Genomic DNA, 24,821 nt, shown 5'->3' with positions numbered 1-24,821 from the left:
ACGCCGGTCAGAAGAGCGTCAGCTCGTCCTTCACGATGCCGCGCAGCTTGTCGTAGTCCACGACCACACACCGGATGCCCCGGTCGGTGGCGAGCACCCGGGCCTGCGGCTTGATCTCCTGGGCGGCGAAGACCCCGACGACGGGGCTGAGCAGCGGGTCACGGTTCATCAGCTCGAGATAGCGGGTCAACTGCTCCACGCCGTCGATGTCGCCACGCCGCTTGACCTCGACGGCGACCGAACCCGAGTTGGCATCCCGGCACAGCAGGTCGACCGGGCCGATGGCCGTCATGTACTCGCGTCGGACCAGCGTGAACCCCTCACCCAGGGCACCGGGGTTGGCGGCCAGCAACTCCTGGAGGTGTGCCTCCACCCCGTCCTTGCGCAGGCCCGGATCCACACCCAGCTCGTACGAGGTGTCCTGGAAGATCTCCTCCAGGGTGATCCGTAGCTCCTCGCCAGCCTTGTTGACGACCCGCCACACACCGGGGGCCTCCTCCAACCGACACGGCGGGCTCATCCAGTTCAACGGCTTGTACGCCCGGTCGTCGGCGTGAATAGACACCGACCCGTCCGCCTTCACCATCAGCAACCGGGTGGCCAGCGGCAGGTGAGCCGAGAGCCGTCCGACATAGTCCACCGAGCACTTCGCAATGACCAACCGCACCCGACGAGGGTAGCCGAGCACCCACCGGTCGCCAGCGAGCGGCACTGGCGCGTCGATGCGATGCTGAGACCGTGTTCGAAGTCCTCACCGGCACCGGTCTCGCCGCCTCGGCGGGGCTGAACGCCTACATACCCCTGCTCATCCTCGGCCTGCTCGGCCGTTACACCGATCTGATCGACCTGCCCAGCGGCTGGACCTGGCTCGGCAACGGCTGGGTCATCGCCATCATGGCCGTGCTGCTCGCCGTGGAGATGGTGGCGGACAAGGTGCCAGTGGTCGACCACATCAACGACGTGGTGCAGACAGTGGTCCGACCCACCGCCGGTGGCCTGGCCTTCGGCGCCGGCTCCTCGTCGGAGACGGTGACGGTCAGCGACCCGGGGAGCTTCTTCTCCTCCCACCAGTGGGTGCCGGTCGTCACCGGCGTCCTACTGGCGCTGGGCGTGCACCTGCTCAAGTCCGCGGCCCGCCCGGTGATCAACGCGACCACCGCCGGGATCGGCGCCCCGGTCGCCAGCACCGCCGAGGACGCCACCAGCGTGGTGGTCTCCCTGGTGGCGATCATCCTGCCGGTGCTGGTGCTCGTCGCCCTGGTCGGCCTGGCGTTCTTCACCTTCTGGTTCTTCCGTCGTCGATCCGAACGACGCCGCGAACGAGAGGCCGCCCGCGCCGCCGGCTTCCGCGTCTGACGCGGTGGATCGGCGGCCCGCCATACCGGGGTTCCACTGGTCGACAAAAGCCTAGTATCGGGGCAAGAGCCTAGAGGAGGTCGGCATGACCGCAGCGTTGGAGATGCCCCGAGTCCAGGAATGTGTGGTCGCCGCGTGCGCGTACAACCAGTCGGGTGACTGCCACGCCTTCGCGATCACCATCGGCAGCATGGATCACGCCCACTGCCACACCTTCGTCGAGTCGCCCGTCCGGGGCGGCGTGGAGAACCTGATCGCGCAGGTGGGCGCCTGCCAGCGCGCCGACTGCCGGCACAACGAACAGCTGGAGTGCCACGCGGCGTCGATCAGGGTCGGCCCGGACAACGACATGGCCGACTGCATGACCTACGCCGGCCGCTGACCATCGACCGCTGTCCGGCGACCTGCCGGGCAGCGGTCGGTCAGGGCAGGTCGTTTGCGTGACGGATGACCGTCACCAGGTCGTCGATGATGCCGGTGAGGGCGAAGTCCTTCGGGGTGAAGACCCGGGCGACACCGGCCGCCCGGAGGGTGTCCGCGTCACCGGCCGGGATGATGCCGCCCACCACCACCGGCAGGTCCGCCCGGCCGGCGGCGCGCAGCCCGTCGAGCACCGCGGGCACGGCGGCCAGGTGCGAACCGGAGAGCACGGAGAGCCCGACCAGGTCGACGTCCTCCTCCACGGCGGCGGCGACGATCTGCCCCGCGGTCAACCGGATGCCCTGGTAGACGACCTCGAAGCCGGCGTCTCGGGCGCGTACCGCGATCTGCTCCGCGCCGTTGGAGTGCCCGTCCAGGCCGGGTTTGCCGACCAGCAGCCGCAGCCGGCCGCTGCCCAGCTCCCGCGCGGTGGCGGTGACCCGCTCACGGACCGCCACGAGGCCAGGCTCCCCACCGCCGCCGGTGGCACCGGCCAGGCCGGTCGGTGCCCGGTACTCGCCGAAGACCTGGCGCAGCGCGCCGGCCCACTCGCCGGTGGTCACCCCGGCCCGCACGCACTCAAGGGTGGCCGACATCAGGTTGGTGGTGGTCGCGGCGTCCGCACGCAGCCGGGCCAGCGCCGCGTCGACGACGGCCGCGTCCCGGTCGGCCCGCCACCGGCGTACGCCGTCCACGGCGGCCGCCTCGACCGCGGGATCGACCTGCTCGACGGCGTCCGCGCCGGCGGCGGTCAGCGGGGAGGGTTCGGTAGCGGTGTACCGGTTGACCCCGACCACCACGTCGGCACCGGACTCCATCCGCCGACGGCGCTCGGCCAGCGACGCTACAAGCGCGCTCTTGAGGTAGCCGGTCTCCACGGCGGCGACGACGCCGCCCAGCTCCAGCACCTTGTCCAGCTCGACCCGCGCCCCGGTGACGACCTCGTCAACCAGCGCGGTCATCACGTGCGAGCCGGCGAAGAGGTCGGGATATTCGAGCAGATCCGACTCGTACGCCAGGACCTGCTGCATCCGCAGCGACCACTGCTGGTCCCACGGGCGGGGCAGGCCGAGCGCCTCGTTCCAGGCGGGCAGTTGGACGGCGCGGGCCCGGGCGTCCCGGGACATCGTCACGCCGAGCATCTCCAGCACGATGCGCTGGATGTTGTTCTCCGGCTGCGCCTCGGTGAGGCCGAGCGAGTTGACCTGGACCCCGTAGCGGAACCGCCGTTGTCTGGCGTCGGTGACCCCGTACCGGTCCCGGGTGATCTCGTCCCAGAGCACGCCGAACGCGCGCATCTTGGCGATCTCCTCGACGAAGCGCACCCCGGCATTGACGAAGAACGAGATCCGCTGGACCACGTCGCCCATCCGCTCGGCAGGCACCTGGCCGGAGTCCCGGACCGTGTCGAGCACGGCGACCGCGGTGGCCAGCGCGAAGCCGACCTCCTGCACGGGCGTGGCGCCGGCCTCCTGGAGGTGGTACGAGCAGATGTTGACCGGGTTCCACCGGGGCATCTCGCGCAGCGTGTACGCCACCACGTCGGCGGTGAGCCGCAGCGACGCCGCCGGCGGAAAGATGTACGTCCCCCGGGACAGGTACTCCTTGATGATGTCGTTCTGGGTGGTGCCGGCGCAGCGGGCCAGGTCGGCGCCCTGCTCCAGCCCGACGGTGCCGTACAGGGCGAGCAGCCACATCGCCGGGGCGTTGATGGTCATCGAGGTGTTCGTGTCGGCGAGCGGAAGACCGTCGAAGAGCGCCCGCATGTCGCCGAGGTGGGCCACCGGCACGCCGACCCGTCCGACCTCGCCGGCGGCGAGTTCGTGGTCCGGGTCGTACCCGGTCTGGGTGGGCAGATCGAAGGCGACCGACAGGCCGGTCTGCCCCTTCGCCAGGTTGCGGCGGAAGAGGGCGTTGGTGGCCGCGGCCGACGAGTGGCCGGCGTAGGTGCGCATCACCCACGGGCGGTCCCGCTCGGGCAGTCGCCCCGGGAATGCCGTCTCATCCATGGCCGGAGTCTAAGTTACCGTTCAGTAAAAGGAGCTGTGGAAAACCACACAGGTCCATGTCGGGGACGTCCGGGTGGCAAGCGCCCGCAGTGGCGCGGACCGCCACACCCCGGGCACCACGGGGCCCAGGCCAGGACGCACACTGGACGGCATGGATGACGAGCTGGCCATCTCCGTCCGAGGGCTGCGCAAGGCGTACGGCGACAACGTGGCGGTGGCGGGTGTGGATCTGGACGTCCACCGAGGCGAGGTGTTCGCGTTGCTCGGCCCGAACGGCGCCGGCAAGACCACCACGGTGGAGATCCTGGAGGGCTACCGCCGCCGGGACGCCGGCGAGGTCAGCGTCCTCGGCGTCGACCCTGCCCACCCGGATGCCGACTGGCGCTCCCGGGTCGGCATCGTGCTCCAGGGCACCGGCGAGTTCGACGAGCTGACAGTGGCCGAGGTGATCCGGCACTTCTCCGGCTTCTACCCCGGCGCGGACGACCCGGACAAGGTGATCGAGCGGGTCGGGTTGGCCGACAAGGCGAAGGCCCGGACGCACACCCTCTCCGGTGGGCAGAAGCGCCGCCTGGACGTGGCCCTGGGCATCATCGGCCGTCCCGAGCTGCTCTTCCTCGACGAGCCGACCACCGGTTTCGACCCGGAGGCCCGCCGCGAGTTCTGGGAGCTGATCCGCGATCTCGCCGCAGCGGGCACCACCATCGTGCTCACCACCCACTACCTGGACGAGGCGGAAGCCCTCGCCGACCGGGTCGGCGTGATCGCCGGGGGCCGGCTGGTCGAGGTCGCCGCCCCCAACCGGCTGGGCAATCGGCAGGAAGCCCTCGCGACGGTCTCCTGGCGTACCCCGGAAGGGGCTTTGGAAAGCGCGCAGAGCGAGACGCCGACGACCTTCGTGGCCGACCTGGCCGCGCGCTACGGCGGCGAGGTCCCCGGGCTCACTGTGACCCGGCCGACCCTGGAGGACGTCTACCTCACCATGATCGGACACGCGCGATGACGACCACGACGAAGCCGGCGACGCCGGTCACCGCGACTCGCGGCCGGCGGCCGGGTGCCGGAGCGCTCGCCCTGCGCCAGGGCCGACTGGAGATCACCCAGTTCCTGCGCAGCCGGGAGTCGGTGGTCTTCACGATGGGCTTCCCCATCATCATGATCCTGATCTTCGCGTCGATCTTCGACGGCACGATCGGCGGCGGGGTCAAGTTCACCCAGTACTTCATCACCGGCATGATCGCGACCGGCCTGATGACTGTGAGCTTCCAGAACCTCGGCATCTGGATCCCGATCGAGCGGGACCGGGGCGTGCTCAAGCGCTACCGGGGCACGCCGATGCCGAAGTGGGTCTGGTTCGCTGGCAAAGTGATCATGGTGGTGGCGATCGGGATCGCCGAGACGGTGCTGCTGCTGGCCGTCGCTGTGGCGCTGTTCGACCTCGACCTGCCGGGCACCGCCGCGAAGTGGTTCACCTTCGGCTGGGTCGCCGTGCTCGGGGTGACGGCGTGCACGCTGTGCGGCATCGCGATCTCGTCGCTGGCCCGCACCGCCCGCAGCGGCTCGGCGGTGGTCACCCCGGTGGCCCTGGTGCTCCAGTTCATCTCCGGCGTGTTCTTCGTCTTCACCGACCTGCCCACCTGGATGCAGCAGGTGGCGGCGGTGTTCCCGCTCAAGTGGATGTGCCAGGGGCTGCGGTCGGTGTTCCTGCCGGAGAGCTTCGGCGCCCAGGAGCCGGGCGGCTCGTTCGAGCTGGGCCGGGTAGCGGTGGTGCTGGCCCTGTGGTGCGTGATCGGTGTGGTGCTCTGCCTGACCACCTTCCGCTGGACCACCAAGCGCGACGGCTGACCCCTCTCCGAGGGTCCCCGATCCGCCCCGTGGCTGCCAGACTCTGATGATGACCGCTCGACCGACCCGGCGCGGGCTCCTGCTCGCGGGGGCAGGGGCGACGGCGCTGGCGGTCGGGGTCGGCTGGACGGCCCGCCACCTGATCCGCCCGTCGCCGACGCGACCCGTCCCCCCGGACGCGCCGGCCGGCGACGAGCGACTGGTCAGCCGCACGTCCGCCGCACGTGGCCGCTCGGTCGACTTCTACACAGCAGTCCCGGACGGGCACGGCGACGGTCAGGGGTTGCCGGTCTGCCTGGTGCTGCACGGCGCGTCCACCACCGCACGGGACTTTCCCGGGCTCGGCCTGGGGCGCTTCCTGACCGACGCGGTGCGTCGGGGTGCGCCGCCGTTCGTGCTCGCCGGGGCGACCGGCGACCGCCTCTCCTGGCGCCCCGCCGGCCGGGACGACCCGCAGCGGATGGTGCGTGAGGAGTTGCCGGCCTGGTGCGCCGAGCGGGGCTTCGACGCCACCCGGCTGGCGGCCTGGGGCTGGTCCATGGGGGGCTTCGGCTCGCTGTTGCTCGCCGCCACCTGGCCGGGGTCGCTCCGGGCGGTGGCGGCCTTCTCCCCCGCCGTCGCGCCCGGTGATGCCGTCTTCGTCGGTGCCGACAGGCTGCGCGGCACTCCGCTGGGCCTCTGGTGCGGTCGCCAGGACGACCTCCTCGCCGACGTGCAGGCGCTGGAGCGGGCCCTCCCCGAGCCGGCCGCCCGAGCCGAGTACGCCGACGGCGGGCACGACTTCCGGTACTGGGGCTCGGTCATACCCGCTGCCCTCGACTTCGTCGCGACAGCGCTGGCCGCCCCGCCCGGCCCGGGTTGAGCCGACCGCGGGGGCCCACGAACGGGCCCCCGCGGCTGCCGGTCTCAGTAGGTGTAGAAGCCCTTGCCGGTCTTGCGGCCCAGGTCACCGGCGGTGACCATCCGCTGGAGCAGCTCCGGCGGAAAGAACTTCTCGTCGGCGGTATCGGTGTAGATGTTCTTCGAGGCGTGCAGCAGCACGTCCACGCCGGTCAGGTCGGTGGTGGCCAGCGGGCCCATCGCGTGCCCGAAGCCCAGCCGGCAGGCGGTGTCCAGGTCCTCCGCGGACACCACCCCGGACTCGACCAGCTTGACCGCCTCCATCACCAGGGCGGAGATCAGTCGGGTGGTGACGAAGCCGGCGATGTCCCGGTTGACCACGACGACCGTCTTACCGATCTCCTCGGCGAAGGCCCGCGCGGTGTCCAGCGTGGCGTCGCTGGTCTTGTAACCGCGCACCAGCTCGCAGAGCTGCATCATCGGCACCGGGGAGAAGAAGTGGGTGCCGACCACCGCCTCGGGCCGCTCGGTCACCGCGGCGATCTGGGTGACCGGGATCGCCGAGGTGTTGGTGGCGAGCACCGCGTCCGACTTGCAGATCTTGTCCAGGGCGCGGAACACCTCGTGCTTGATCTCCAGCCGCTCGAAGACCGCCTCGACCACGATGTCCGCGTCCGCCGCCGCCTCCAGGTCGGTGGTCGGGGTGATCCGAGCCAGCGTCGCCTCGACCTCGGACGCCTCGATCTTGCCCTTCTCGGCGAACTTCTCCAGTGACTTCCGAATACCGCCGAGACCCCGGGTGGTGGCCGCGTCGTCCAGGTCGCGCAGCGTCACCTGCCAGCCCGCCTGCGCCGCCACCTGGGCGATGCCGGAACCCATCAACCCGGCCCCGACGACCGCGAGTCGACCCGCCATCTGCTTCTCCCTCGCTGCGATTGAGTGCCTGCCTGCACCCTAGTCGGCGAGCCTGAACGATGGCTAAGTGGCGGTCGGGACGGGTCGTGGGGGCCTCAGATCTCCAGTGCCGGCTCCTCCGGCGTAGTGCCCCGCTCGACCGCCACCCCGAGCGCACGCAGGTCGGCCACGAAGTCCGGGTAGCCCCGGTCCACGTGATGCACGTGGGAGACCTCGGTGACCCCCTCCGCGCAAAGTCCGGCGATGATCAACCCTGCTCCGGCCCGGATGTCGGTGGCCCGCACCGGGGCACCGGAGAGCCGAGCCCGGCCCCGGACCACAGCGTGATGCCCGTCGGTCTTGATGTCCGCGCCGAGCCGCATCATCTCGTTGGCGAACATGAACCGGCCGTCGAAGATGTTCTCGGTGATCAGGGAGGCGCCGTCGCTGACGGCCGCCAGCCCGATCGCCATCGGCAGCAGGTCGGTGGCGAAGCCGGGGTACGGCAGCGTCACCACGTCCACCGCCCGGGGCCGGTCGTCCATCCGTACGCGGAAGCCGTCTCCCCGGGTCTCCACCAGCCCGCCGGCGGCCACCACCTTGTCCAGGGCGACCTCCAGGAAGGCCGGGTCCAGCCCGGTCACCGTCACGTCGCCCCGGGTCATCGCCGCGCCGAACGCCCAGGTGCCGGCGACGATCCGGTCCCCCACCGTGGCGTGGCGCACCGGACGCAGACCGGGCACACCGGTGATGCGCAACATCGACGTGCCCGCGCCGACGATGCGCGCGCCCATCTGGTTGAGCATCGTGCAGATGTCGACGATCTCCGGCTCCCGGGCCGCGTTGTCGATCATCGTGGTGCCCTGGGCCAGCACCGCCGCCATCACCAGGTTCTCGGTCGCGCCGACGCTGGGGAAATCCAGCAGGATGTCCGCGCCCCGCAGCCCGTGCGGGGCGGAGGCGATGACGAACCCGTGCTCACCGGAGATCTCCGCGCCCATCCGGGTCAGCCCGGAGATGTGCATGTCCAACCCTCGCGACCCGATCGCGTCGCCGCCGGGATGGGCCACCCGCACGTACCCCCGGCGGGCCAGCAACGGGCCGAGCACGCAGATCGACGCGCGCAACCGTCGGACCAGGTCGTAGTCGGCCTCCGCGCCCGGCTGCTCGGGTACGTCGATCGTCACCGACCGGGACCGGGCCACGCCGCCACGGGCGACCATCGGGTCGACCGGGTCGTCCGCATCGAACTGGACGTCGCAGCCCAGCCGACGCAGCACCTCCCCCATGATCGCGATGTCGGTGATCCGGGGGACGTTGGTGATCACACTGCGGCCCGGCGCGAGCAGCGCGGCGGCCATCAGCTTCAACGCCGAGTTCTTGGCACCGACCACGTGCACGGTGCCGGACAGTCGGGCGTCACCGCGTACCCGGATGACGTCGACATCGTTGACCGCCGAATCGCTGGCGTCGCCGGGGCCCACCACCACCGGCCAGCCGGCGGTGCTCTCCGGCCGCGCCGGGATCGTCAGGTCGGGAATCCGTAGGCTGTGCGTCATGGCCGTCCACCTCACGCGCATCTACACCAAGGCCGGCGACGCCGGCATGACCAGGCTGAGCAACAACGAGCAGGTGCCGAAGACCGATCCACGGATCGCCGCGTACGCGGATGTCGACGAGTGCAACGCGGCGATCGGCGTCGCGCTCGCGCTGGGAAACCTCGACGAGGAGCTTCGCGGCGTGCTGGGGTCGGTGCAGAACGACCTGTTCGACGTCGGCGCCGACCTGTCCACCCCGGTCGAGCCGGAGCCGAAGTACCCGCCGCTGCGGGTCACCGAGGCGTACGTCGAGCGCCTGGAGGGCTGGTGCGACGAGTACAACGCACGCCTGAGCAAGCTCGACTCCTTCATCCTCCCCGGCGGCACCGCAGGTGCGGCGCTGCTGCACGTGGCGCGGACCGTCGCCCGGCGTGCCGAACGGGCAGCGTGGGCGCTGGTGAGCCACGATCCGGAACGAACCAGCACGCTCCCGGCAAAGTATCTCAACCGGCTCTCCGATCTGCTCTTTATCCTGTCAAGAACGGCAAATCCGGCAGGAGACGTGCTATGGGTGCCGGGCGGCAAGCGCTGAACGTCGGCGCTCCGCACCACGTCGAGGTCTGGGTTCCCACTCTGCCCGCCACCACGCGTGGCCAGGGCCGACTCCTCCACAAGCCAAGCCGACCAGCACCCTGACTCCTCGGCGAGCCCGACCGACCAGCACCTAGATCGACTCCGGTTCCTTGATGTCGGGCCCTCCCAGCCACCAGAACACCCCGACATCAAGAAAACCGAGTGGATCACCAGCCCGACGCGCCCGCCTCCCAGCCCGGCGCGCTGCGCGGAGCCGGCGCGCTGCGCGCGGAGCCGGCGCGCTGCGCGGAGCCGGCGCGCTGCGCGCGGAGCCGGCGCGCTGCGCGGAGCCGGCGCGCTGCGCGGAGCCGGCGCGCTGCGCGAACCGAGGAGGCAGAAGTCAGCCGCACAGGTAACGGCAGGTGATCAAAGCCCGCCGCTAACCGGCGGACAGTGCCCAACGAAGGGTTTCCGGGGGCGCCCGCCCGGCGCAGGGATCAAGCCTGACCGCCCGGAGCCGGGCGGGCTCCCCCGGAAACCCAGAAGAGCAACCAAAAGCGAGCCTCAGGCAGCCGGCCAGTCCTGGGAGGCCATACGCGGCGAGACCGCCCCCGGAGGGGCGGCCTCGAGCCAGGAGAGAAAACCGGTGACAGTCGATCGCGCCATGGCGATCTCCACCGGTGCGTGGTTACTGGTACAGCGGAGGATCACCCAGTCGGCCGGCATGGAGAACCGTTCCTGACCTTCGGGCAACCGACGGCGCTCCACGGCCAGCCCCTTGCGGGACAGCACTCGCTTGGGCCGGATCGCGAAACTGAACATCCGGTACCAGCGCAGCTCGTCACCGGCGAACCGGCCGAAGCCGGGCGACCAGCCGCGGCCGTCGAGCATGGTGGAGACCCGGACGCTGAGCCGGATGATGCCACCGCTGCGGGTGACGAGAGCTCGCCGGACGAAGAGTGTCAGAAGCGCGCCGAGGATGACGACAACGCCGATTCCGAATCCTTCGACGATCTCCATCCCCGGTATGGCTCAGCGGCTCGGTGCGGAGACCGGGGTTGCGCTCTCGGCCAGCACGGTGACACCGTCGGCGCTCACCGAGAGGAAGCCGCCGGCCACCTCGTAGGCGACCTGCTCGCCGCCGGCGAGCTTGATGCGTACCTGGCCGGGCTCGGCGAGTTGGCCGAGCAGCGGCGCGTGCCCCGGCAGGACACCGAGCTCGCCTTCGGTCGTCCGGGCGACGACCATCTCGGCGTCACCGGACCAAACCTTCTCCTCGACGGCGACGAGCTCGACGTGAAGCTGCTGTGCCACGCTGTCTCCTTGCTGCGGCTACGGATTGCCGAAAGTCTAGCCTGACGACGCGGCGCGCCCAACGCGGGTGGGGACAACGCCGACCCGACTACTTGGCCTTGTTGACGAATTCCGGGTGCTCCAGCAGGAACGGGTCGAGTTGCTCGTTGTGCAGGGCGGTGAAGAAGTCCGGAACCCCGTCCTGGAACTTCTCGCCCAGGTACTTCTGACCCTCGAAGACCCCACCACCGGGCAGCTTGATCATCTCGATGGTGTTCGGGCGGATGTCCTTCAGGGCGAGCCCGAAGTCCACAACGCTGTTGCCCCGGCCGCTGAAGATCAACGACTGGCCGGCGGCGCGGAGCACCTTGTCCAGCTTGATCGGGTTGGACACCACGTCGGCGCTGAACGCCTGGCCGACCATGGCCTTGACGAACTGCTGCTGGTGGCGCTGCCGACCGTAGTCGGAATCCAGAACGCCGTTCTTCGGGTAGCGCTGCCGGACGTAGTCCAGCGCCTGCCACCCACTCAGGTGCCGGTTGCCCTTCTTGTAGATCGCCTGCGGGCCGACGTAGCCCTCACCACGGGTGTTGCCCGGCCGCGCCTTGCCGTCCGGCTGCTTGTGCTCGGACTTCACGTCGCGCTCGATGTACATGTCGACACCGCCCATGGCGTCGACGATCTTCTGGAAGCCGGTGAAGTTGATGATCGCGCCGGCGTCGAAGCGCTTGATGCCGGTCACGTTCTGCACCGTGGTGGCCAACAGCTCGAAGCCTCGTGCCGCGTCCGGGTTGGCCCCCGGCACCCTGCTGCCGAACGACATCGCGGCGTTGATCTTCGTGGTCTCGCCCGGGAAGTCGGCCCGCTTGAACGCCGGGATCCGCACGTAGAGGTCGCGGGGCAGCGAGAACAGGTAGGCCCGGTCCATCGAGGCCGGCACGTGCAGCACCATGATCGAGTCGGCAAGCGGCGCGGCCGTCGGCGTACGCGGGTCGATGCCGACGAGCAGGATGTTGAGCGGACCCTTGATGTCGCTCTTCTTCACCTGGGCGCCCGCCGCCTGGTCGCCGAAGAGGTCGGCCTTGCCGACGGACCCCTCGTAGCGGGCCATCAGCACCTCGGTGCCGACCAGCACCGCGCCGCTGAGCACGGTCAGCACGGTGCCGAACACCGTGCAGAGCCTGGCCCACCGCGGCACACCTCGCCAGAGGGACGGCTTGCGGCCACTCTTGCCGGCCTTACCCACGAGCAGCTCCGTTCGTTACGCCCACGACGAGGAAGACGGGCGCACGTCGTCGAAAGGTTGCAAAGATCAACGCTCGTTCAGGTGAGCGCGGAACGAACCGTAGCTCGGGTGCCGCAGAAGTGACGACCACGAGTAACGGACCGCGACGATGGTAAGGCGCGAACATGAACAAAAGACTGCCCCGGCATTGCCGGGGCAGTCTTTTTGCTACGGGATCGATGGGGCTGGTCAGCCCTTCATCAGCTCCTCAGCCTTGCGCTCCAGGTCCTCGAGACCGCCGCACATGAAGAACGCCTGCTCGGGGAAGTGATCGTACTCACCCTCGCTGATCTTGCGGAACGCCTCGATGGTCTCCTTGATCGGGACCGTCGAGCCCGGCACGCCGGTGAACTGCTCCGCCGCGTAGGTGTTCTGCGAGAGGAAACGCTCGATCCGCCGGGCGCGAGCCACGGTGATCTTGTCTTCCTCGGAGAGCTCCTCGATACCGAGGATGGCGATGATGTCCTGCAGGTCGCGGTAGCGCTGCAGGATCCGCTTCACCTCGGTGGCAACCTGGAAGTGCTCGGCGCCGACGAACTCCGGGGCGAGGATCCGGGACGAGGACGCCAGCGGGTCCACGGCCGGGTAGATGCCCTTGTCGGAGATCGACCGCTCCAGGTTGGTGGTCGCGTCCAGGTGGGCGAACGTGGTGGCCGGGGCGGGGTCGGTGTAGTCGTCCGCCGGCACGTAGATCGCCTGCATGGAGGTGATGGCCTGGCCCCGGACGGAGGTGATCCGCTCCTGGAGCTCGCCCATCTCGTCGGCCAGGGTCGGCTGGTAACCCACGGCGCTCGGCATACGGCCGAGCAGGGTGGACACCTCCGAACCGGCCTGCGTGAAGCGGAAGATGTTGTCGATGAAGAGCAGCACCTCCTGCTTCTTCACGTCCCGGAAGTACTCGGCCATGGTCAGCGCGGAGAGCGCCACCCGCAGCCGGGTGCCCGGCGGCTCGTCCATCTGGCCGTAGACCAGCGCGGTCTTGTCGATGACGCCGGACTCGGTCATCTCGGCGATGAGGTCGTTGCCCTCACGGGTGCGCTCACCCACGCCGGCGAAGACCGAGGTACCACCGAAGTTGCGGGCAACCCGGGTGATCATCTCCTGGATGAGCACCGTCTTGCCCACGCCCGCGCCGCCGAACAGGCCGATCTTGCCGCCCTTGACGTACGGGGCGAGCAGGTCGATGACCTTGATGCCGGTCTCCAGCATCTCGGTCTTCGGCTCGAGGTCCGCGAAGGCCGGGGCCTTGCGGTGGATGCCCCACCGGTCGTCGGCCTCGAACGTCTCGCCCTCTTTGAGGTTGAGCACCTCGCCGATCGCGTTGAACACCTTGCCCTTGACCGCGTCGCCCACCGGCACCGTGATCGGCTCGCCGCGGTCGCGCACCTCGGCGCCACGGACCAGGCCGTCGGTCGGCTGCATCGAGATGGCACGGACCAGGTTGTCGCCCAGGTGCTGGGCAACCTCCAGGGTCAGCGTCTTCTCACCGCCGGACAGGTTCACCTTCACGTTCAAGGCGTTGAACAGGGCCGGCATGGCGTCGCGCGGGAACTCGGCGTCGACGACCGGGCCGATGACCCGGACCACGCGACCCGTGGCCGTCTTGGTCTCTACTGGTGCAGTCATCACACTTCACTTCCCGACGCGGCCAGCGCGTTGGCGCCGCCGACGATCTCGCTGATCTCCTGGGTGATCCCGGCCTGGCGAGCCGAGTTCATCTCGCGCGTGTACTTCTCGATCATCTCTTCGGCGTTGTCGGTGGCGCTCTTCATCGCCCGCCGCCGTGCCGCCGACTCACTCGCCGCCGACTCGATCAACGCCGCGTAGATCCGCGTGTTGATGTACCTCGGCAGGAGCGCGTCGAGCAGCGCCTCCGCCTCCGGCTCGAACTCGTACGCCGGCAGCAACCCCTCGGAGCGCGGCCGGTCCTCCACCTGCATCGGACCGATGACCTTGGTGACCGGGCTCTGCGTCATGAGCGAGTGGAACTCGGTGTAGACGATGTGCAACTCGTCGACGCCGAGCACCCCGTCCGCTCCGGCGCCGCCGTCGACGTCGTCCGCACCGGCAGTGAACGCCTTGATCAGCGTCTCACCGACGGTACGAGCGTCCTCGAACGACGGCTGCTCGCTGAAGCCGGTCCAGTTCGCCTCGATCGGCCGCTCGCGGAACCGGTAGAACCCGACGCCCTTACGCCCGATGACGTAGAGCACCGGCTCCTTGCCGTCCGCCTTGAGCCGCGCGATCAGCGACTCCGCCATCCTGATCGCGTTGGAGCTGTAACCGCCGGCCAGGCCACGGTCGCTGGTGACCAACAGGACGCCGGCCCGCCGCACCCGCTCACGCGGGGTGAGCAGCGGGTGGTCGATCCGCGCGTTGGACGCCAGCGCCGTGAGCACACCGGTGATGGCCTGGGCGTACGGCAGGGACGCCTGCACCCGGGCCTGGGCCTTGGCGATCCGGCTCGTCGCCACGAGCTCCATCGCCTTGGTGATCTTCTTCATCGACTTCGCCGAGCGGATCCGTTGACGAAGAACGCGTACCTGGGCCGCCACGGGATCAGCTCTCGGCCGGGCGGTCGGTCGCGCCGTCGCGGAAGCGGGTCACCGTCTCGCGGTTCTCGTCGCCCTCGAGCGGCGCGGCCGGCGCGTCGTTGACCTTGCGCTCGTCCTCCTTGTTGAGGAAGACCTGCTTGAACTCGGCGATCGCGCTGTCCAGCGAGCCGATGATGTCATCGTTCCACTGGTTGTCGGCGATGCCGGCCAGCACACCCTGGTGCTTGTGCCGCAGGTACTGGAGGAACTCGGCCTCGAAGCGCCGGACCTCGCCCACCGGGATGTCGTCCAGCTTGCCCTCGGTGCCGGCCCAGACCGAGACGACCTGCTCCTGCACCGGGAACGGCGAGTAGTTCGGCTGCTTGAGCAGCTCGACCAGGCGCGAACCGCGGTCCAGCTGGGCACGGGAGGCCCGGTCCAGGTCGGAGGCGAAGGCGGCGAACGCCTCCAGCTCGCGGTACTGGGCCAGGTTGAGCCGCAGCGAACCGGCGACCTTCTTCATCGGCTTCACCTGCGCGGCGCCACCGACCCGGGAGACCGAGGTACCGACGTTGATCGCCGGACGAACGCCCTGGTTGAACAGGTCGGTCTCCAGGAAGATCTGGCCGTCGGTGATCGAGATGACGTTGGTCGGGATGAAGGCCGAGATGTCGTTGGCCTTCGTCTCGATGATCGGCAGACCGGTCATCGAGCCGCCACCCAGCTCGTCGGAGAGCTTCGCGCAGCGCTCCAGCAGGCGGGAGTGCAGGTAGAAGACGTCACCCGGGTACGCCTCACGGCCCGGCGGGCGACGCAGCAGCAGCGACACGGCGCGGTACGCCTCGGCCTGCTTGCTCAGGTCGTCGAAGACGATCAGGACGTGCTTGCCGCCGTACATCCAGTGCTGTCCGATGGACGAGCCGGTGTACGGGGCGAGGTACTTGAAGCCAGCCGGGTCGGAGGCCGGGGAGGCGACGATGGTGGTGTACTCCATCGCGCCCGCCTCCTCGAGCTGCCCCTTGATGGAGGCGATCGTGGAGGCCTTCTGACCGATGGCGACGTAGATGCAGCGAACCTGCTTCTTCGGGTCGCCGGTGCGCCAGTTGTCCCGCTGGTTGAGGATGGCGTCCAGGGCGACGGTCGTCTTGCCGGTCTTCCGGTCACCGATGATCAGCTGCCGCTGACCCCGACCGATCGGGGTCATCGCGTCGATGGCCTTGATGCCGGTCTGCAGCGGCTCGTCGACGGACTGCCGGGACATCACGTTCGGAGCCTGCAGCTCCAGCTCGCGGAAGCCCTCGTTGGCGATGTCGCCGAGCGCGTCGATCGGCTCACCGAGCGCGTTCACCACGCGGCCGAGGAAGGCGTCGCCGACCGGAACGGAGAGAACCCGCTCGGTGCGCTTGACGCGCTGCCCTTCCTCCAGCTTGGCGGAGTCACCGAGAACGACGACGCCGATCTCCCGGACGTCGAGGTTCAACGCCACGCCGAGCGTGCCGTCCTCGAACTCCAGGAGCTCGTTGGTCATGGTCGAGGGCAGGCCCTCGACGTGGGCGATACCGTCGCCGGTGTCGGCGACGGTGCCGACCTCCTCGCGGGAGACGTCGGACGAGTAGGAAGAGACGTAGCGCTCCAGGGCGCCGCGGATCTCCTCCGTCGAGATGGTCAGCTCGGCCATCCTCTGCTTCCTTAAAATTCAGGGGCCCGGGATACCTAGTACCGACCGGTCCGAATGGCGTCTGTCATTCCGGGCGCTGAGTGGTCCAGCCACCCCGACGCTGGGCGGCGGAGCCGCTCAGCCGCGGGGCGGCGAAGCCGATCAGCGCTTCGCGAGCGCGTTGCGGGTCTCGTTGAGGCGGCGCAGGATGGTGCCGTCGTACAGGTCGGAGCCGACCCGCACGCTCACGCCACCCAGGACGTGGGGGTCCACCGTCTGCTTGACGGAGACCTCTCGACCGTATATCGCGCCGAGGCTCGCACCCAGCCGGCGCTCGTCCTCGTCACTCAACGGGGCCGCGACGGTCACGTACGCCACCTGCCGGTCGCGTCGCTCGGCGGCGAGTTCCACCAGCCGGGTGAGCGCACCGGTGAAGGAGCGCCCCCCGTACCCGCCGAGTGCGACCTCGACGAGGCGGACGGTGACCGGACGGGCCTTGTCGGCGAGCAGCTCGCGGGCCAGGGTGGCCCGCTGCTCGACCGGGGCGACCGGGTCGGCGAGCGTGTTGCTCAACGCCGACTGACCGGCCACTACCTGACCGAAGCGGAACAGCTCGTCCTCGACCTCGCCCAGCTCGCCGGACTTGTCGGCGCTGGCGAGCAGCGCCTCCACGCCCAGCCGCTCGGCGCCGTCGAGCAGCTCCGACGGTGCCGACCAACGGCCGGACACCAGGACCACGAGCAGGTCGAGCGCGTCCGCGCCGATCCGCCCGCCGAGCATGTCGCCGAGCAGAGCACCGCGATCCTCGCCGGACCGGGACGGCTCGGAGAGCGCCCGGCGCAGCCGCGGCTCACGCCGCAGCAGGGTCGCCACGGAGAGGATGGCGTCGGCGGTGGAGGCCACCGCTGACGGCTCCGCGCCGCGGACGTACGCGTCGAGGCGCTCGGCCGCGACCTTGTACGACTCCCGGCTGGCGGCCTGCATCAGCGGGCCCCCGTGCTCTCGAGACCGCTCAGGAACCGGTCGACGGTGCCCTTACGCCGCGCCTCGTCGGCCAGCGACTCGCCAACGATCTTGCTGGCCAGGTCCACCGCGATGGTGCCGACCTCCGCGCGCAGCTCGCGCACGATGGTGGCCCGCTCGGCGGCGAGCGCGTCCTTGCCCGCCTGGATGACCCGGTCGGACTCTTCCCGCGCCTTGGCGAGGATGTCCTGGCGGATGCCCTCGGCGTCGGCCCGCGCGTCGTCACGGATCTTGGCGGCGTCGGTCCGGGCCTCAGCGAGCTGGGCACGGTACTGCTCGAGCAGCTGGTTCGCCTCGGCCTGGGCGGCCTCGGCGCGCTTGATGCCGCCCTCGATGGCGTCGACCCGAGCCTGGAACGTCTGCTCCATGCGCGGGAAGACGAACTTCATCAGGACGAAGCAGAGCACGGCGAAGGCGACCGTGCCGACCACGATCTCCTGCCAGATCGGAATGATCGGGTTGTGGTCTGACTCACCACCCTCGGCGGCGAGGAGGAACAACATGGGTGACCTCCCGGTCGGAAGGGGCGGGATCAGCCGGCCCAGATGAAGCCGAAGGCGATGCCGAACAGCGCGAGCGCCTCGATGACGGCGAAGCCGATCCAGACGTACGGCAGGGTCATGCGCGACGACTCGGGCTGCCGGGCGGTCGACTGGATGTAGGCGGCGAAGACCAGGCCAACGCCGATGCCCGGGCCGATGGCGGCGAGACCGTAGCCGATGGCAGCGGTGCTACCGGTGACCTCGGCGAGAACGCTAGCGTCCATTGGTGTGGTTCCTCCTGGTTATCACGCGTGACTCTCACGCGGGACGACAACGGTTGGTGCGTGGATCAGTGCTCTTCGGCGAGCGCGCCCTGGATGTAGCTGGCGCTCAGCACGGTGAAGACGTAGGCCTGCAGGACGATGACCAGCGCTTCGAGGAGGGTCAGCGCCACTGTCATCACCCAGGAGACCACCGAGATCGGCGCCAGCCAGGCGTTGGCGTTGAGCATCGCGAAGCCGCCGAGCGTGAAGACCAGCAGGAGCATGTGGCCGGCGAACATGTTCGCGAAGAGACGGACGGCCAGCGAGAACGGCCGGATGATGAAGGTCGAGAACGCCTCGATCGGGATCAGCAGCGGCAGGATGTACCACGGTGCCGGGGGGATCAGGGCGTGCTTGAAGTATTTGCCGAAGCCGTGGTGCCGGATGCCGATGTAGTTGAACAGCACGTAGCTGATCACCGCGAGGATCGCCGGGAAGGCGATGTGCGAGTTCGGCGAGATCTGGAAGAGCGGAATGATCGCGAACGCGTTCGTCACCAACACGAAGCAGAACAACGTCGTGAAGTAGGGAGCGAACCGCACGCCCTGGTGACCGATCATGTCGACCGAGATGTTGTTCCGGACGAAGCCGTAGATCGACTCGGCGAACCACTGCTTCTTGGTCGGCACCAACTTCGGGTTCCGATAGGTCGCCAGGAAGAAGATGATCAGGAAGCCGACCGCGACCCAGATCATCAGCGTGAACTTGGTGAACCACGGGGCGTTCTCCACACCCCAGGGCACGATCGCGGGCAGGTAGAAGTCGTCCACACTGGGTGGGAATGCCGCCTGGCCCGCTGCCAGAACGTTCGCCTGTCCGAACACCGTGTCCCTTCCTAAGTAGGCGTGCCGAGCCGACGGACGACGAGGATGATCCCCCCGGTCACGCCGAGCACGACGCCGATCCCGGTGGCGACGCCACCGGTATCGAGCCACTGGTCGACCAGCCAGCCGATGAAACCCCACACGAGCATTCCTCCGATGAGGTAGCTGAGCGCGGTCCAACCCTGACCGGCGCCGGACGGATAATCGTCCGGTTCACCGGCGGGACGGGGGGTTTGGTCACCAGCCATGACGGGGCGAACGATATCAGCCGGGAAGACGAGGCTGTGCCTCACCCCCCGCACAACCGTCGTTGTGTGGGCTTCTCGTGGGCGCCGTCGTCTGTGGGCACGCTACTCCCCTTCCGCCCGTCGGAAAATGACCGGAGGCCGACACATTGCGGCGCGTCCGCTGGTTGGGACGACCGCCAGGTCAGCCGCGCGGCCGGCGAGCGTGCACCGTGGTCAGCCACCAGAGGTGCACCGCTGTCCACACTGCCACCCCGGCGACGATGCCGAGGCAGAGAGGGATCAAACCGGGCCAACCGGTCGACGCCACCGCCACCAGCACCACACCCAGCAGACTGAACTTCAACACGTACAGGCCCACCCCGAGCGGCAGCAGCAACTGCGGGTTGACCTGGTCGGCCCGCGCCAACACCACTGTGGTGAGGGTGTAGCTGAGCACCGTGACGCCCACGCCGGCCGCCGCGCCGAGCGCGGCCGTCACACCGCCGGTCACCCCGCCCACCACTGCGGCGACCGCAGCGAGCGCCGCCGACGCGCCCAACAGCACCGGCAGGTGCCGCAGCCGCCACCGCCGGTCGGTGTCCGGCTCGACCAGCCCGGGCTCAGCCACGGGGGTACGCCGGGAACGCCGCGACCAGCTCGGACACCTCGGCACCGAGCCGGGTCAACTCGTCAGCCCCGCCCGGAGCACCGGGATCGGTGCGCACCGCACGAGCGATCAGCGTCGCCACCTGGCGCAGTTCCCCCTCGCGCATCCCCTGCGTGGTGACGCTCGGTGTGCCCACCCGGATGCCGGAGGCCACCATCGGCGGCTGCGGGTCGTACGGGATGGCGTTCTTGTTCAGGGTGATCGACGCGGCGTCGCAGCGGCGCTCGGCCTCGGTGCCGGTCACACCCAGCTCCCGCAGGTCGATCAGGGCGAGGTGGGTGTCGGTGCCACCGGACACCGGGCGCATCCCCTCGTCGGCCAGCCCGGCGGCGAGCGCCTGGGCGTTGCTGACCACCTGCCGGGCGTACGTCTGGAACTCCGGCTGGGCGGCCTCGCGCAGCGCGACCGCCTTGGCCGCTACCGCGTGCATCAGCGGGCCGCCCTGGGTGAACGGGAAGACCGCCTTGTCGATCCGCTGGGCCAGCGACTCACGGCACAGGATCATGCCGCCGCGTGGCCCGCGCAGCACCTTGTGGGTGGTGGCGCAGACGACGTCGGCGTACGGCACCGGGGACGGGATCGCCCGACCGGCGACCAGGCCGATGAAGTGCGCCGCGTCCACCATCAGGTACGCGCCGACCTCGTCGGCGATCTCCCGGAACCGCGCGAAGTCGATCAGGCGCGGGTACGCGGTGGCCCCACAGATGATCAGCTTGGGTCGGTGCGCCCGCGCCAGATCCCGTACCTCGTCGTAGTCGATCTGCTCGGTGTCCGGCCGGACCGGGTAGCCGACCGGGTGGAACCACTTGCCGGAGAAGTTCACCCGGCTGCCGTGGGTGAGGTGCCCGCCGTGCGGCAGGTCCATCGCCAGCACCGTGTCCCCCGGCTGCACCAACGCGGCGTACGCGGCCAGGTTGGCGCTCGCCCCGGAGTGCGGCTGGAGGTTGGCGTGCTCGGCCCCGAACAGCTCCTTGGCCCGGGCGATGCCGATCTCCTCGGCCCGGTCCACCTCGGCGCAGCCGCCGTAGTAGCGCCGACCCGGGTAACCCTCGGCGTACTTGTTGGTCAGCGTCGAACCGAGCGCGGCCAGCACCGCCGGCGAGGTCAGGTTCTCGCTGGCGATGAGCTGCAGGCCACCGCGCAACCGGTCCAACTCGCCGAGGACCACAGCGGCGATCTCCGGGTCGGTGGCCCTGAGCTGCGCGAAATCCGGCCCCCAGAAGGTGCTCGTCTCGGTCTCCACAGCGAACGAGTCTAGGGGGCCGCAGACTGAGACCTGTGAGATGCCTCGTCACCGGAGCGACCGGCTACATCGGCGGGCGGCTGACGCCGCTGCTGCTCGCCGACGGACACACAGTGCGCTGCCTCGCCCGCAAGGCGGTGCGGCTACGCGACGTGCCCTGGGCCTCGGCGGCCGAAATCGTCGAGGGAGACCTGAGTCGACCGGAGACGCTGCCCACCGCGTTCGCCGACGTGGACGTCGCGTACTTCCTGGTGCACTCGCTGGGCCGGTCCGACTTCGAGGCGGTCGACCGAACGGCGGCGACCAACTTCGCGGCGGCGGCGCGCGCGGCCGGCGTACGGCGGATCGTCTACCTGGGCGGCCCGTTGCCGGCGACCGACGCGGTCCCCTCGCCGCACCTGCGCTCCCGGGCCGAGGTGGGCCGGATCCTGCTGGCCAGCGGGGTGCCCACGGCGGTGCTCCGCGCCGCGGTGATCATCGGCTCCGGTTCGGCGTCGTTCGAGATGCTGCGGTACCTGACCGAGCGGCTACCCGCCATGATCACGCCACGCTGGGTGCGCAACCGGATCCAACCGATCGCCGTCCGCGACGTGCTGAGCTACCTGGTCGGCTGCACCGCCCTGCCGGAGGAGGTCAACCGGGGCTTCGACATCGGCGGGCCGGACGTGCTCACCTTCCGCGAGATGATGCAGCGCTACGCCCGGGTGGCCGGGCTGCGCCGGCGGATCATCGTGCCGGTCCGGGTGCTCACCCCGTCGCTCTCCTCGCACTGGGTCGGTCTGATCACCCCGGTGCCGAACAAGATCGCCCGTCCGCTGGTGGAGAGCCTGATCCAGGAGGCGGTAGCGGACGAACACGACATCGCCCGCTACGTCCCGGACCCGCCCGGCGGGCTGACCGGCTTCGACGACGCGGTGGCGCTGGCGCTGGCCAAGGTGCGCGACGCCCAGGTGGAGACCCGCTGGTCCACCGCGAGCGGCCCGGACGCGCCCGCCGAGCCACTGCCCACCGACCCGGTGTGGTCCGGTGGCACCGCCTACACCGATGTCCGGGAGCGGGCGGTGGACGCGCCACCAGCGGCGCTCTGGCGAGTCGTCGAAGGCGTCGGCGGCGAACACGGCTGGTACTCGTTCCCCCTCGCCTGGTCGATCCGGGGCTGGCTGGACCGGCTCGTCGGCGGGGTCGGGCTGCGACGGGGTCGACGCGACCCGCACCGCCTCCAGGTCGGTGAGGCGCTGGACTTCTGGCGGGTCGAGGAGATCGTCCCGGGCGAGCTGCTGCGACTGCGCGCCGAGATGCGGCTACCCGGCCGGGCCTGGCTGGAGATGCGGGTGGTGCCTGCCGACGACGGCCGCAGCCGCTACCAGCAGCGCGCCGTCTTCCTGCCCCGGGGCCTGCCGGGGCACGCCTACTGGAAGTCGGTGGCCCCGTTCCACGCGGTGGTCTTCGGCGGCATGGCCCGCAACATAGCCCGCAACGCCGAACAAACCCCCTGACCGCTCGCCGCTCCCCGCTCCCCGCTCCCCGCTCCCCGCTCCCCGCTCCCCGCGATCTTGCACTTTGTGTTGCCGATTTGCGGGCCTCAGCACCTTTTGTCGCAACAGAAAGTGCAAGATCGGCGGGGTGGGGCGGGGTAGGTAGCGCGGGGTGGAGGTCAGTTGCCGGCTTGGGGTTGGGTTTGGAAGGCGGTTCGTCCGCTCGGCGGGACGAAGTCGCGGACCGGTTGGTCGCGCAGGGCGAAGGCGAGCACCTCACCGACCGCGTTCACCAGCTGGGCCTGCACCGCCTGACCGACCGCGTCCCGCGGGTCGTCCGGGTTCGCGGCCATCGAGGCAACCGCGAGCTGCGGCGTGAACGCCACCACCGTCTCCGTCTCGTACCGCTCCGAGCTGCCGGTCTTGCCCGCCACCGGGCGGCCGAGCTTCGCCCGCAACCCGGGTGCGGTGGCGCCGTCGCAGCGCCCGTACATCGACTGGTCACCGACCGGGCAGCGGGCGGCGTCGGTGGCCGCCCGCGCCACGTCGGGGTCGAGCACCTGTCGGCAGTCCGGCTTGGCGGCGTCGACCGGCCGGCCGCCCGAGTCGGTGATCGAGACCACCGGCAGCGGCGCACACCAGGTCCCCTCGGCCGCCACAGTGGCGTACGCGCTGGCCAGGTCCAGCGGGGTGGTCGCGGCCACGCCCAGGGTGAACGGACCCCAGTCCTTCGCGCCGTAGCGGGCCAGCTTGGCGTCGGACTCGGCCCGCAGCACGATGCCGAGCCGCTCGGCCATCTCCACCACCCGGTCGGCGCCGACCTTCTCGGTGAGCCAGGCGAAGTACGTGTTCACCGAGCGGCCGAACGCGCTCCACATGGTGCGGGGGCCGTCCATCGACGACGGGCTGGCGTTCGCCGGGCACCACCGTCCGTCGCAGCTCGCCCCCCCGGTCACCGGGAAGCGGGTGAGCAACTGGGTCGGCGCCACGAAGTCGGTCGACAGCGGCAGGCCGGACTCCAGCGCGGCCAGCAGGGTGAAGAGCTTGAACGTCGAGCCGCCCTGGTACCCCTCGATCGCGCCGCCGCCGGCGATCAACTGGTTGACGGTGTTCGGGCGGTTCTTCTGCCCGACCGGGTTGTCCGCCACGCTGTAGGCGCGGTTCACCGACATCGCCAGCACCCGCCCGGTGCCCGGTTGCACCACAGCGGTGGGCGCCGCCTCGGCCCTGGTCGTCGGATAGATCTTCAGCACCTGCTCGGTGGTCGCCCGCTGCACCCCCGGGTCCAGCGACGACACGATGGAGAAGCCGCCCCGGCGCAGGACGCGCTGCCGCTCGTCGGCTGTCGCACCGAACGCGGACTGGCTGCTCCACCAGCGGGTGAACCAGTCGCAGAAGAAGCCCCAGTCGTTGTGCGCGTCGGGTACGCCCGTGCAGTCGTTCGGGGTCTCGCTGGGCCGCAGTTGCAACGGTTCGGCGCGTGCCGCCGCCGCCGCGTCCGCCGGCACCTGCCCCGTCTCCACCAGCCGCTCCAACACGTACGACCGCCGGGCCACCGCGCTGTCGGCGTCGCCGTTGATCGGATCGTCGCTGTCCGGCGAACGCACCAGACCGGCGAGCAGTGCCGCCTGGGCCAGGGTCAGCTCGGCCGGGGACCGGGAGAAGTACCGCTTGCTGGCCGCCGCGATGCCGTACGCCCCGGCGCCGAAGTAGGCGATGTTGAGGTAGCGGGTCAGGATCTCGTCCTTGTCCAGTTCCCGCTCCAACGCGAGCGCGTACCGCATCTCCTGGAGTTTGCGGACGGTGGTGAGTTCGGTGGCGGCGTCCCGCTGCGCCTCGGTCAGCCGAGGGTCGTTGCTGAGCACGTTGCGGACGTACTGCATGGTCAGCGTCGAGGCGCCCTGCCGGGTCTGGCCGTCGCGCTTGTTGACAGTGAACGCGCGCACCACGCCCCGCAGGTCGACCCCGCTGTGCTGGTAGAACCGGACGTCCTCGGCGGCCACTATCGCCCGGCGCATCACCGGAGCCACCTCGTGCAGCGGCACGTCCACCCGGTCCTCCTGGTAGAAGGAGGTGATCAGCGTGGTGCCGTCGTTGGCGTAGAGGTTGGAGCGCTGCGCGGTGGGCGGCGTCCGGAGTGTGTTCGGCAGCTCCGAGTACGGCGTCGACAGGGCGCTGAAGCCGATCCCGAAGACCAGGGCCGCGGGTAGGGCTGCGGCGGCCAGCACCAACCCGGCCAGCACTCCGGCGATCACCACGGTCAGCAGTTTGTCGAGTTGGGCCCGGATCATCAGCTCTCCCCGCAGGAGCCGG

Annotated in this window: 25 protein-coding genes; 7 read left to right on the top strand and 18 right to left on the bottom strand. The window is 70.1% G+C overall.

The genetic code is table 11. From position 1 onward, the window contains the following. Window positions 1-7: 7 nt before the first annotated feature. The gene (gene nucS, locus OG598_RS32540; protein ID WP_112584054.1) at window positions 8-667 is read right to left on the bottom strand and encodes an endonuclease NucS; all 660 of its coding nucleotides are present in this window, start codon (window positions 665-667) and stop codon (window positions 8-10) included. Between the two features lie 71 nt (window positions 668-738). Between nucS and OG598_RS32535 the strand changes: the two genes are divergently transcribed. Both OG598_RS32535 and OG598_RS32530 read left to right on the top strand, forming a co-directional pair. Further along, complete coding sequence (locus OG598_RS32535) at window positions 739-1,356, top strand: DUF4126 domain-containing protein (RefSeq protein WP_124857624.1); 618 nt, start codon at window positions 739-741, stop codon at window positions 1,354-1,356. Window positions 1,357-1,441: 85 nt separating this feature from the next. Next, on the top strand, window positions 1,442-1,738 hold the full coding sequence (locus tag OG598_RS32530; protein ID WP_328652364.1) for a DUF1540 domain-containing protein: 297 nt from the start codon (window positions 1,442-1,444) through the stop codon (window positions 1,736-1,738). Window positions 1,739-1,778: 40 nt separating this feature from the next. Here OG598_RS32530 and OG598_RS32525 read toward each other — a convergent pair whose 3' ends face one another. Then, the gene (locus OG598_RS32525; RefSeq protein WP_328652363.1) at window positions 1,779-3,785 is read right to left on the bottom strand and encodes a protein meaA; all 2,007 of its coding nucleotides are present in this window, start codon (window positions 3,783-3,785) and stop codon (window positions 1,779-1,781) included. A 151-nt stretch (window positions 3,786-3,936) separates the two neighbouring features. Between OG598_RS32525 and OG598_RS32520 the strand changes: the two genes are divergently transcribed. Genes OG598_RS32520 through OG598_RS32510 form a run of 3 tightly spaced genes read left to right on the top strand, consistent with a single transcriptional unit; the run spans window position 3,937 to window position 6,492 of the window. Then, entirely contained in the window at window positions 3,937-4,788 is an 852-nt protein-coding gene (locus OG598_RS32520; RefSeq protein WP_328652362.1) for an ABC transporter ATP-binding protein, read from the top strand. Further along, the gene (locus OG598_RS32515; RefSeq protein ID WP_091405863.1) at window positions 4,785-5,630 is read left to right on the top strand and encodes an ABC transporter permease; all 846 of its coding nucleotides are present in this window, start codon (window positions 4,785-4,787) and stop codon (window positions 5,628-5,630) included. The genes OG598_RS32520 and OG598_RS32515 overlap by 4 nt, the downstream gene beginning before the upstream one ends. Before the next feature lie 49 nt (window positions 5,631-5,679). Beyond that, window positions 5,680-6,492 carry an alpha/beta hydrolase gene (locus OG598_RS32510; RefSeq protein ID WP_328652361.1) on the top strand — a complete coding sequence of 271 codons (813 nt, stop codon included), beginning with the start codon at window positions 5,680-5,682 and terminating at the stop codon, window positions 6,490-6,492. 44 nt (window positions 6,493-6,536) lie between these two features. Here OG598_RS32510 and OG598_RS32505 read toward each other — a convergent pair whose 3' ends face one another. Continuing rightward, window positions 6,537-7,385 carry a 3-hydroxyacyl-CoA dehydrogenase family protein gene (locus OG598_RS32505; protein WP_110561611.1) on the bottom strand — a complete coding sequence of 283 codons (849 nt, stop codon included), beginning with the start codon at window positions 7,383-7,385 and terminating at the stop codon, window positions 6,537-6,539. Window positions 7,386-7,480: 95 nt separating this feature from the next. Next, the gene (gene murA, locus OG598_RS32500; protein ID WP_328652360.1) at window positions 7,481-8,923 is read right to left on the bottom strand and encodes a UDP-N-acetylglucosamine 1-carboxyvinyltransferase; all 1,443 of its coding nucleotides are present in this window, start codon (window positions 8,921-8,923) and stop codon (window positions 7,481-7,483) included. Here murA and OG598_RS32495 point away from each other — a divergent pair. Further along, window positions 8,922-9,494 carry a cob(I)yrinic acid a,c-diamide adenosyltransferase gene (locus OG598_RS32495; protein ID WP_238687350.1) on the top strand — a complete coding sequence of 191 codons (573 nt, stop codon included), beginning with the start codon at window positions 8,922-8,924 and terminating at the stop codon, window positions 9,492-9,494. The genes murA and OG598_RS32495 overlap by 2 nt on opposite strands. A 545-nt stretch (window positions 9,495-10,039) precedes the next feature. On the opposite strand, the gene OG598_RS32490 is transcribed toward OG598_RS32495, so the two are convergent. From OG598_RS32490 to glyA, 13 genes are all read right to left on the bottom strand, one after another. Further along, window positions 10,040-10,495, bottom strand: a complete 456-nt coding sequence (locus OG598_RS32490) for a DUF2550 domain-containing protein (RefSeq protein WP_112584026.1) — start codon at window positions 10,493-10,495, stop codon at window positions 10,040-10,042. Window positions 10,496-10,507: 12 nt separating this feature from the next. Continuing rightward, window positions 10,508-10,789: a F0F1 ATP synthase subunit epsilon gene (locus OG598_RS32485; protein ID WP_151491389.1), complete on the bottom strand. Its 282-nt coding sequence runs from the start codon at window positions 10,787-10,789 to the stop codon at window positions 10,508-10,510. Between the two features lie 88 nt (window positions 10,790-10,877). Then, entirely contained in the window at window positions 10,878-12,020 is a 1,143-nt protein-coding gene (locus OG598_RS32480; protein WP_328655498.1) for an LCP family protein, read from the bottom strand. A 222-nt stretch (window positions 12,021-12,242) separates the two neighbouring features. Further along, a complete protein-coding gene (gene atpD / locus OG598_RS32475; protein ID WP_328652359.1) occupies window positions 12,243-13,679 on the bottom strand; it encodes a F0F1 ATP synthase subunit beta in 1,437 nt (478 codons plus the stop codon). Then, window positions 13,679-14,608 (bottom strand): F0F1 ATP synthase subunit gamma, encoded by a 930-nt coding sequence (locus OG598_RS32470; RefSeq protein WP_328652358.1) that lies wholly within the window; start codon window positions 14,606-14,608, stop codon window positions 13,679-13,681. The genes atpD and OG598_RS32470 overlap by 1 nt, the downstream gene beginning before the upstream one ends. Window positions 14,609-14,612: 4 nt before the next feature. Beyond that, the gene (gene atpA, locus OG598_RS32465) at window positions 14,613-16,265 is read right to left on the bottom strand and encodes a F0F1 ATP synthase subunit alpha (protein ID WP_328652357.1); all 1,653 of its coding nucleotides are present in this window, start codon (window positions 16,263-16,265) and stop codon (window positions 14,613-14,615) included. Window positions 16,266-16,406: 141 nt separating this feature from the next. Next, window positions 16,407-17,228: a F0F1 ATP synthase subunit delta gene (locus OG598_RS32460; protein WP_328652356.1), complete on the bottom strand. Its 822-nt coding sequence runs from the start codon at window positions 17,226-17,228 to the stop codon at window positions 16,407-16,409. Then, window positions 17,228-17,767 (bottom strand): F0F1 ATP synthase subunit B, encoded by a 540-nt coding sequence (locus OG598_RS32455; protein ID WP_112584053.1) that lies wholly within the window; start codon window positions 17,765-17,767, stop codon window positions 17,228-17,230. The genes OG598_RS32460 and OG598_RS32455 overlap by 1 nt, the downstream gene beginning before the upstream one ends. 32 nt (window positions 17,768-17,799) lie before the next feature. Continuing rightward, entirely contained in the window at window positions 17,800-18,033 is a 234-nt protein-coding gene (locus tag OG598_RS32450; RefSeq protein ID WP_091405890.1) for an ATP synthase F0 subunit C, read from the bottom strand. 65 nt (window positions 18,034-18,098) lie between these two features. Further along, window positions 18,099-18,896, bottom strand: coding sequence for a F0F1 ATP synthase subunit A (gene atpB / locus OG598_RS32445; RefSeq protein ID WP_112584020.1), 798 nt, complete (start codon window positions 18,894-18,896; stop codon window positions 18,099-18,101). Window positions 18,897-18,907: 11 nt separating this feature from the next. Beyond that, the gene (locus OG598_RS32440) at window positions 18,908-19,144 is read right to left on the bottom strand and encodes an AtpZ/AtpI family protein (protein WP_091405894.1); all 237 of its coding nucleotides are present in this window, start codon (window positions 19,142-19,144) and stop codon (window positions 18,908-18,910) included. 181 nt (window positions 19,145-19,325) lie between these two features. Further along, window positions 19,326-19,751: a hypothetical protein gene (locus tag OG598_RS32435; RefSeq protein WP_328652355.1), complete on the bottom strand. Its 426-nt coding sequence runs from the start codon at window positions 19,749-19,751 to the stop codon at window positions 19,326-19,328. Further along, on the bottom strand, window positions 19,744-21,033 hold the full coding sequence (gene glyA / locus OG598_RS32430; protein ID WP_328652354.1) for a serine hydroxymethyltransferase: 1,290 nt from the start codon (window positions 21,031-21,033) through the stop codon (window positions 19,744-19,746). The genes OG598_RS32435 and glyA overlap by 8 nt, the downstream gene beginning before the upstream one ends. 35 nt (window positions 21,034-21,068) lie before the next feature. Between glyA and OG598_RS32425 the strand changes: the two genes are divergently transcribed. Continuing rightward, window positions 21,069-22,529, top strand: coding sequence for an SDR family oxidoreductase (locus tag OG598_RS32425; RefSeq protein ID WP_328652353.1), 1,461 nt, complete (start codon window positions 21,069-21,071; stop codon window positions 22,527-22,529). Window positions 22,530-22,687: 158 nt separating this feature from the next. On the opposite strand, the gene OG598_RS32420 is transcribed toward OG598_RS32425, so the two are convergent. Continuing rightward, the gene (locus OG598_RS32420; protein ID WP_328652352.1) at window positions 22,688-24,799 is read right to left on the bottom strand and encodes a transglycosylase domain-containing protein; all 2,112 of its coding nucleotides are present in this window, start codon (window positions 24,797-24,799) and stop codon (window positions 22,688-22,690) included. Window positions 24,800-24,821 lie beyond the last annotated feature (22 nt).

The sequence above is a fragment of the Micromonospora sp. NBC_00330 genome (genome assembly GCF_036136635.1).
Lineage (GTDB): Bacteria > Actinomycetota > Actinomycetes > Mycobacteriales > Micromonosporaceae > Micromonospora > Micromonospora salmantinae.
The sequence above is the reverse complement of the archived record's forward strand: the minus strand, read 5'-3'. Positions and strand labels throughout refer to the sequence as shown.

Excerpts from the sequence above, each read along its gene's own strand:
- OG598_RS32530 (WP_328652364.1), top strand. The coding sequence starts at position 1,442 with ATGACCGCAGCGTTGGAGATGCCCCGAGTCCAGGAATGTGTGGTCGCC.
- OG598_RS32525 (WP_328652363.1), bottom strand. The coding sequence starts at position 3,785 with ATGGATGAGACGGCATTCCCGGGGCGACTGCCCGAGCGGGACCGCCCG.
- OG598_RS32520 (WP_328652362.1), top strand. The coding sequence starts at position 3,937 with ATGGATGACGAGCTGGCCATCTCCGTCCGAGGGCTGCGCAAGGCGTAC.
- OG598_RS32515 (WP_091405863.1), top strand. The coding sequence starts at position 4,785 with ATGACGACCACGACGAAGCCGGCGACGCCGGTCACCGCGACTCGCGGC.
- OG598_RS32510 (WP_328652361.1), top strand. The coding sequence starts at position 5,680 with ATGACCGCTCGACCGACCCGGCGCGGGCTCCTGCTCGCGGGGGCAGGG.
- OG598_RS32505 (WP_110561611.1), bottom strand. The coding sequence starts at position 7,385 with ATGGCGGGTCGACTCGCGGTCGTCGGGGCCGGGTTGATGGGTTCCGGC.
- OG598_RS32495 (WP_238687350.1), top strand. The coding sequence starts at position 8,922 with ATGGCCGTCCACCTCACGCGCATCTACACCAAGGCCGGCGACGCCGGC.
- murA (WP_328652360.1), bottom strand. The coding sequence starts at position 8,923 with ATGACGCACAGCCTACGGATTCCCGACCTGACGATCCCGGCGCGGCCG.
- OG598_RS32490 (WP_112584026.1), bottom strand. The coding sequence starts at position 10,495 with ATGGAGATCGTCGAAGGATTCGGAATCGGCGTTGTCGTCATCCTCGGC.
- atpD (WP_328652359.1), bottom strand. The coding sequence starts at position 13,679 with ATGACTGCACCAGTAGAGACCAAGACGGCCACGGGTCGCGTGGTCCGG.
- atpA (WP_328652357.1), bottom strand. The coding sequence starts at position 16,265 with ATGGCCGAGCTGACCATCTCGACGGAGGAGATCCGCGGCGCCCTGGAG.
- OG598_RS32460 (WP_328652356.1), bottom strand. The coding sequence starts at position 17,228 with ATGCAGGCCGCCAGCCGGGAGTCGTACAAGGTCGCGGCCGAGCGCCTC.
- OG598_RS32450 (WP_091405890.1), bottom strand. The coding sequence starts at position 18,033 with ATGGACGCTAGCGTTCTCGCCGAGGTCACCGGTAGCACCGCTGCCATC.
- OG598_RS32440 (WP_091405894.1), bottom strand. The coding sequence starts at position 19,144 with ATGGCTGGTGACCAAACCCCCCGTCCCGCCGGTGAACCGGACGATTAT.
- OG598_RS32420 (WP_328652352.1), bottom strand. The coding sequence starts at position 24,799 with ATGATCCGGGCCCAACTCGACAAACTGCTGACCGTGGTGATCGCCGGA.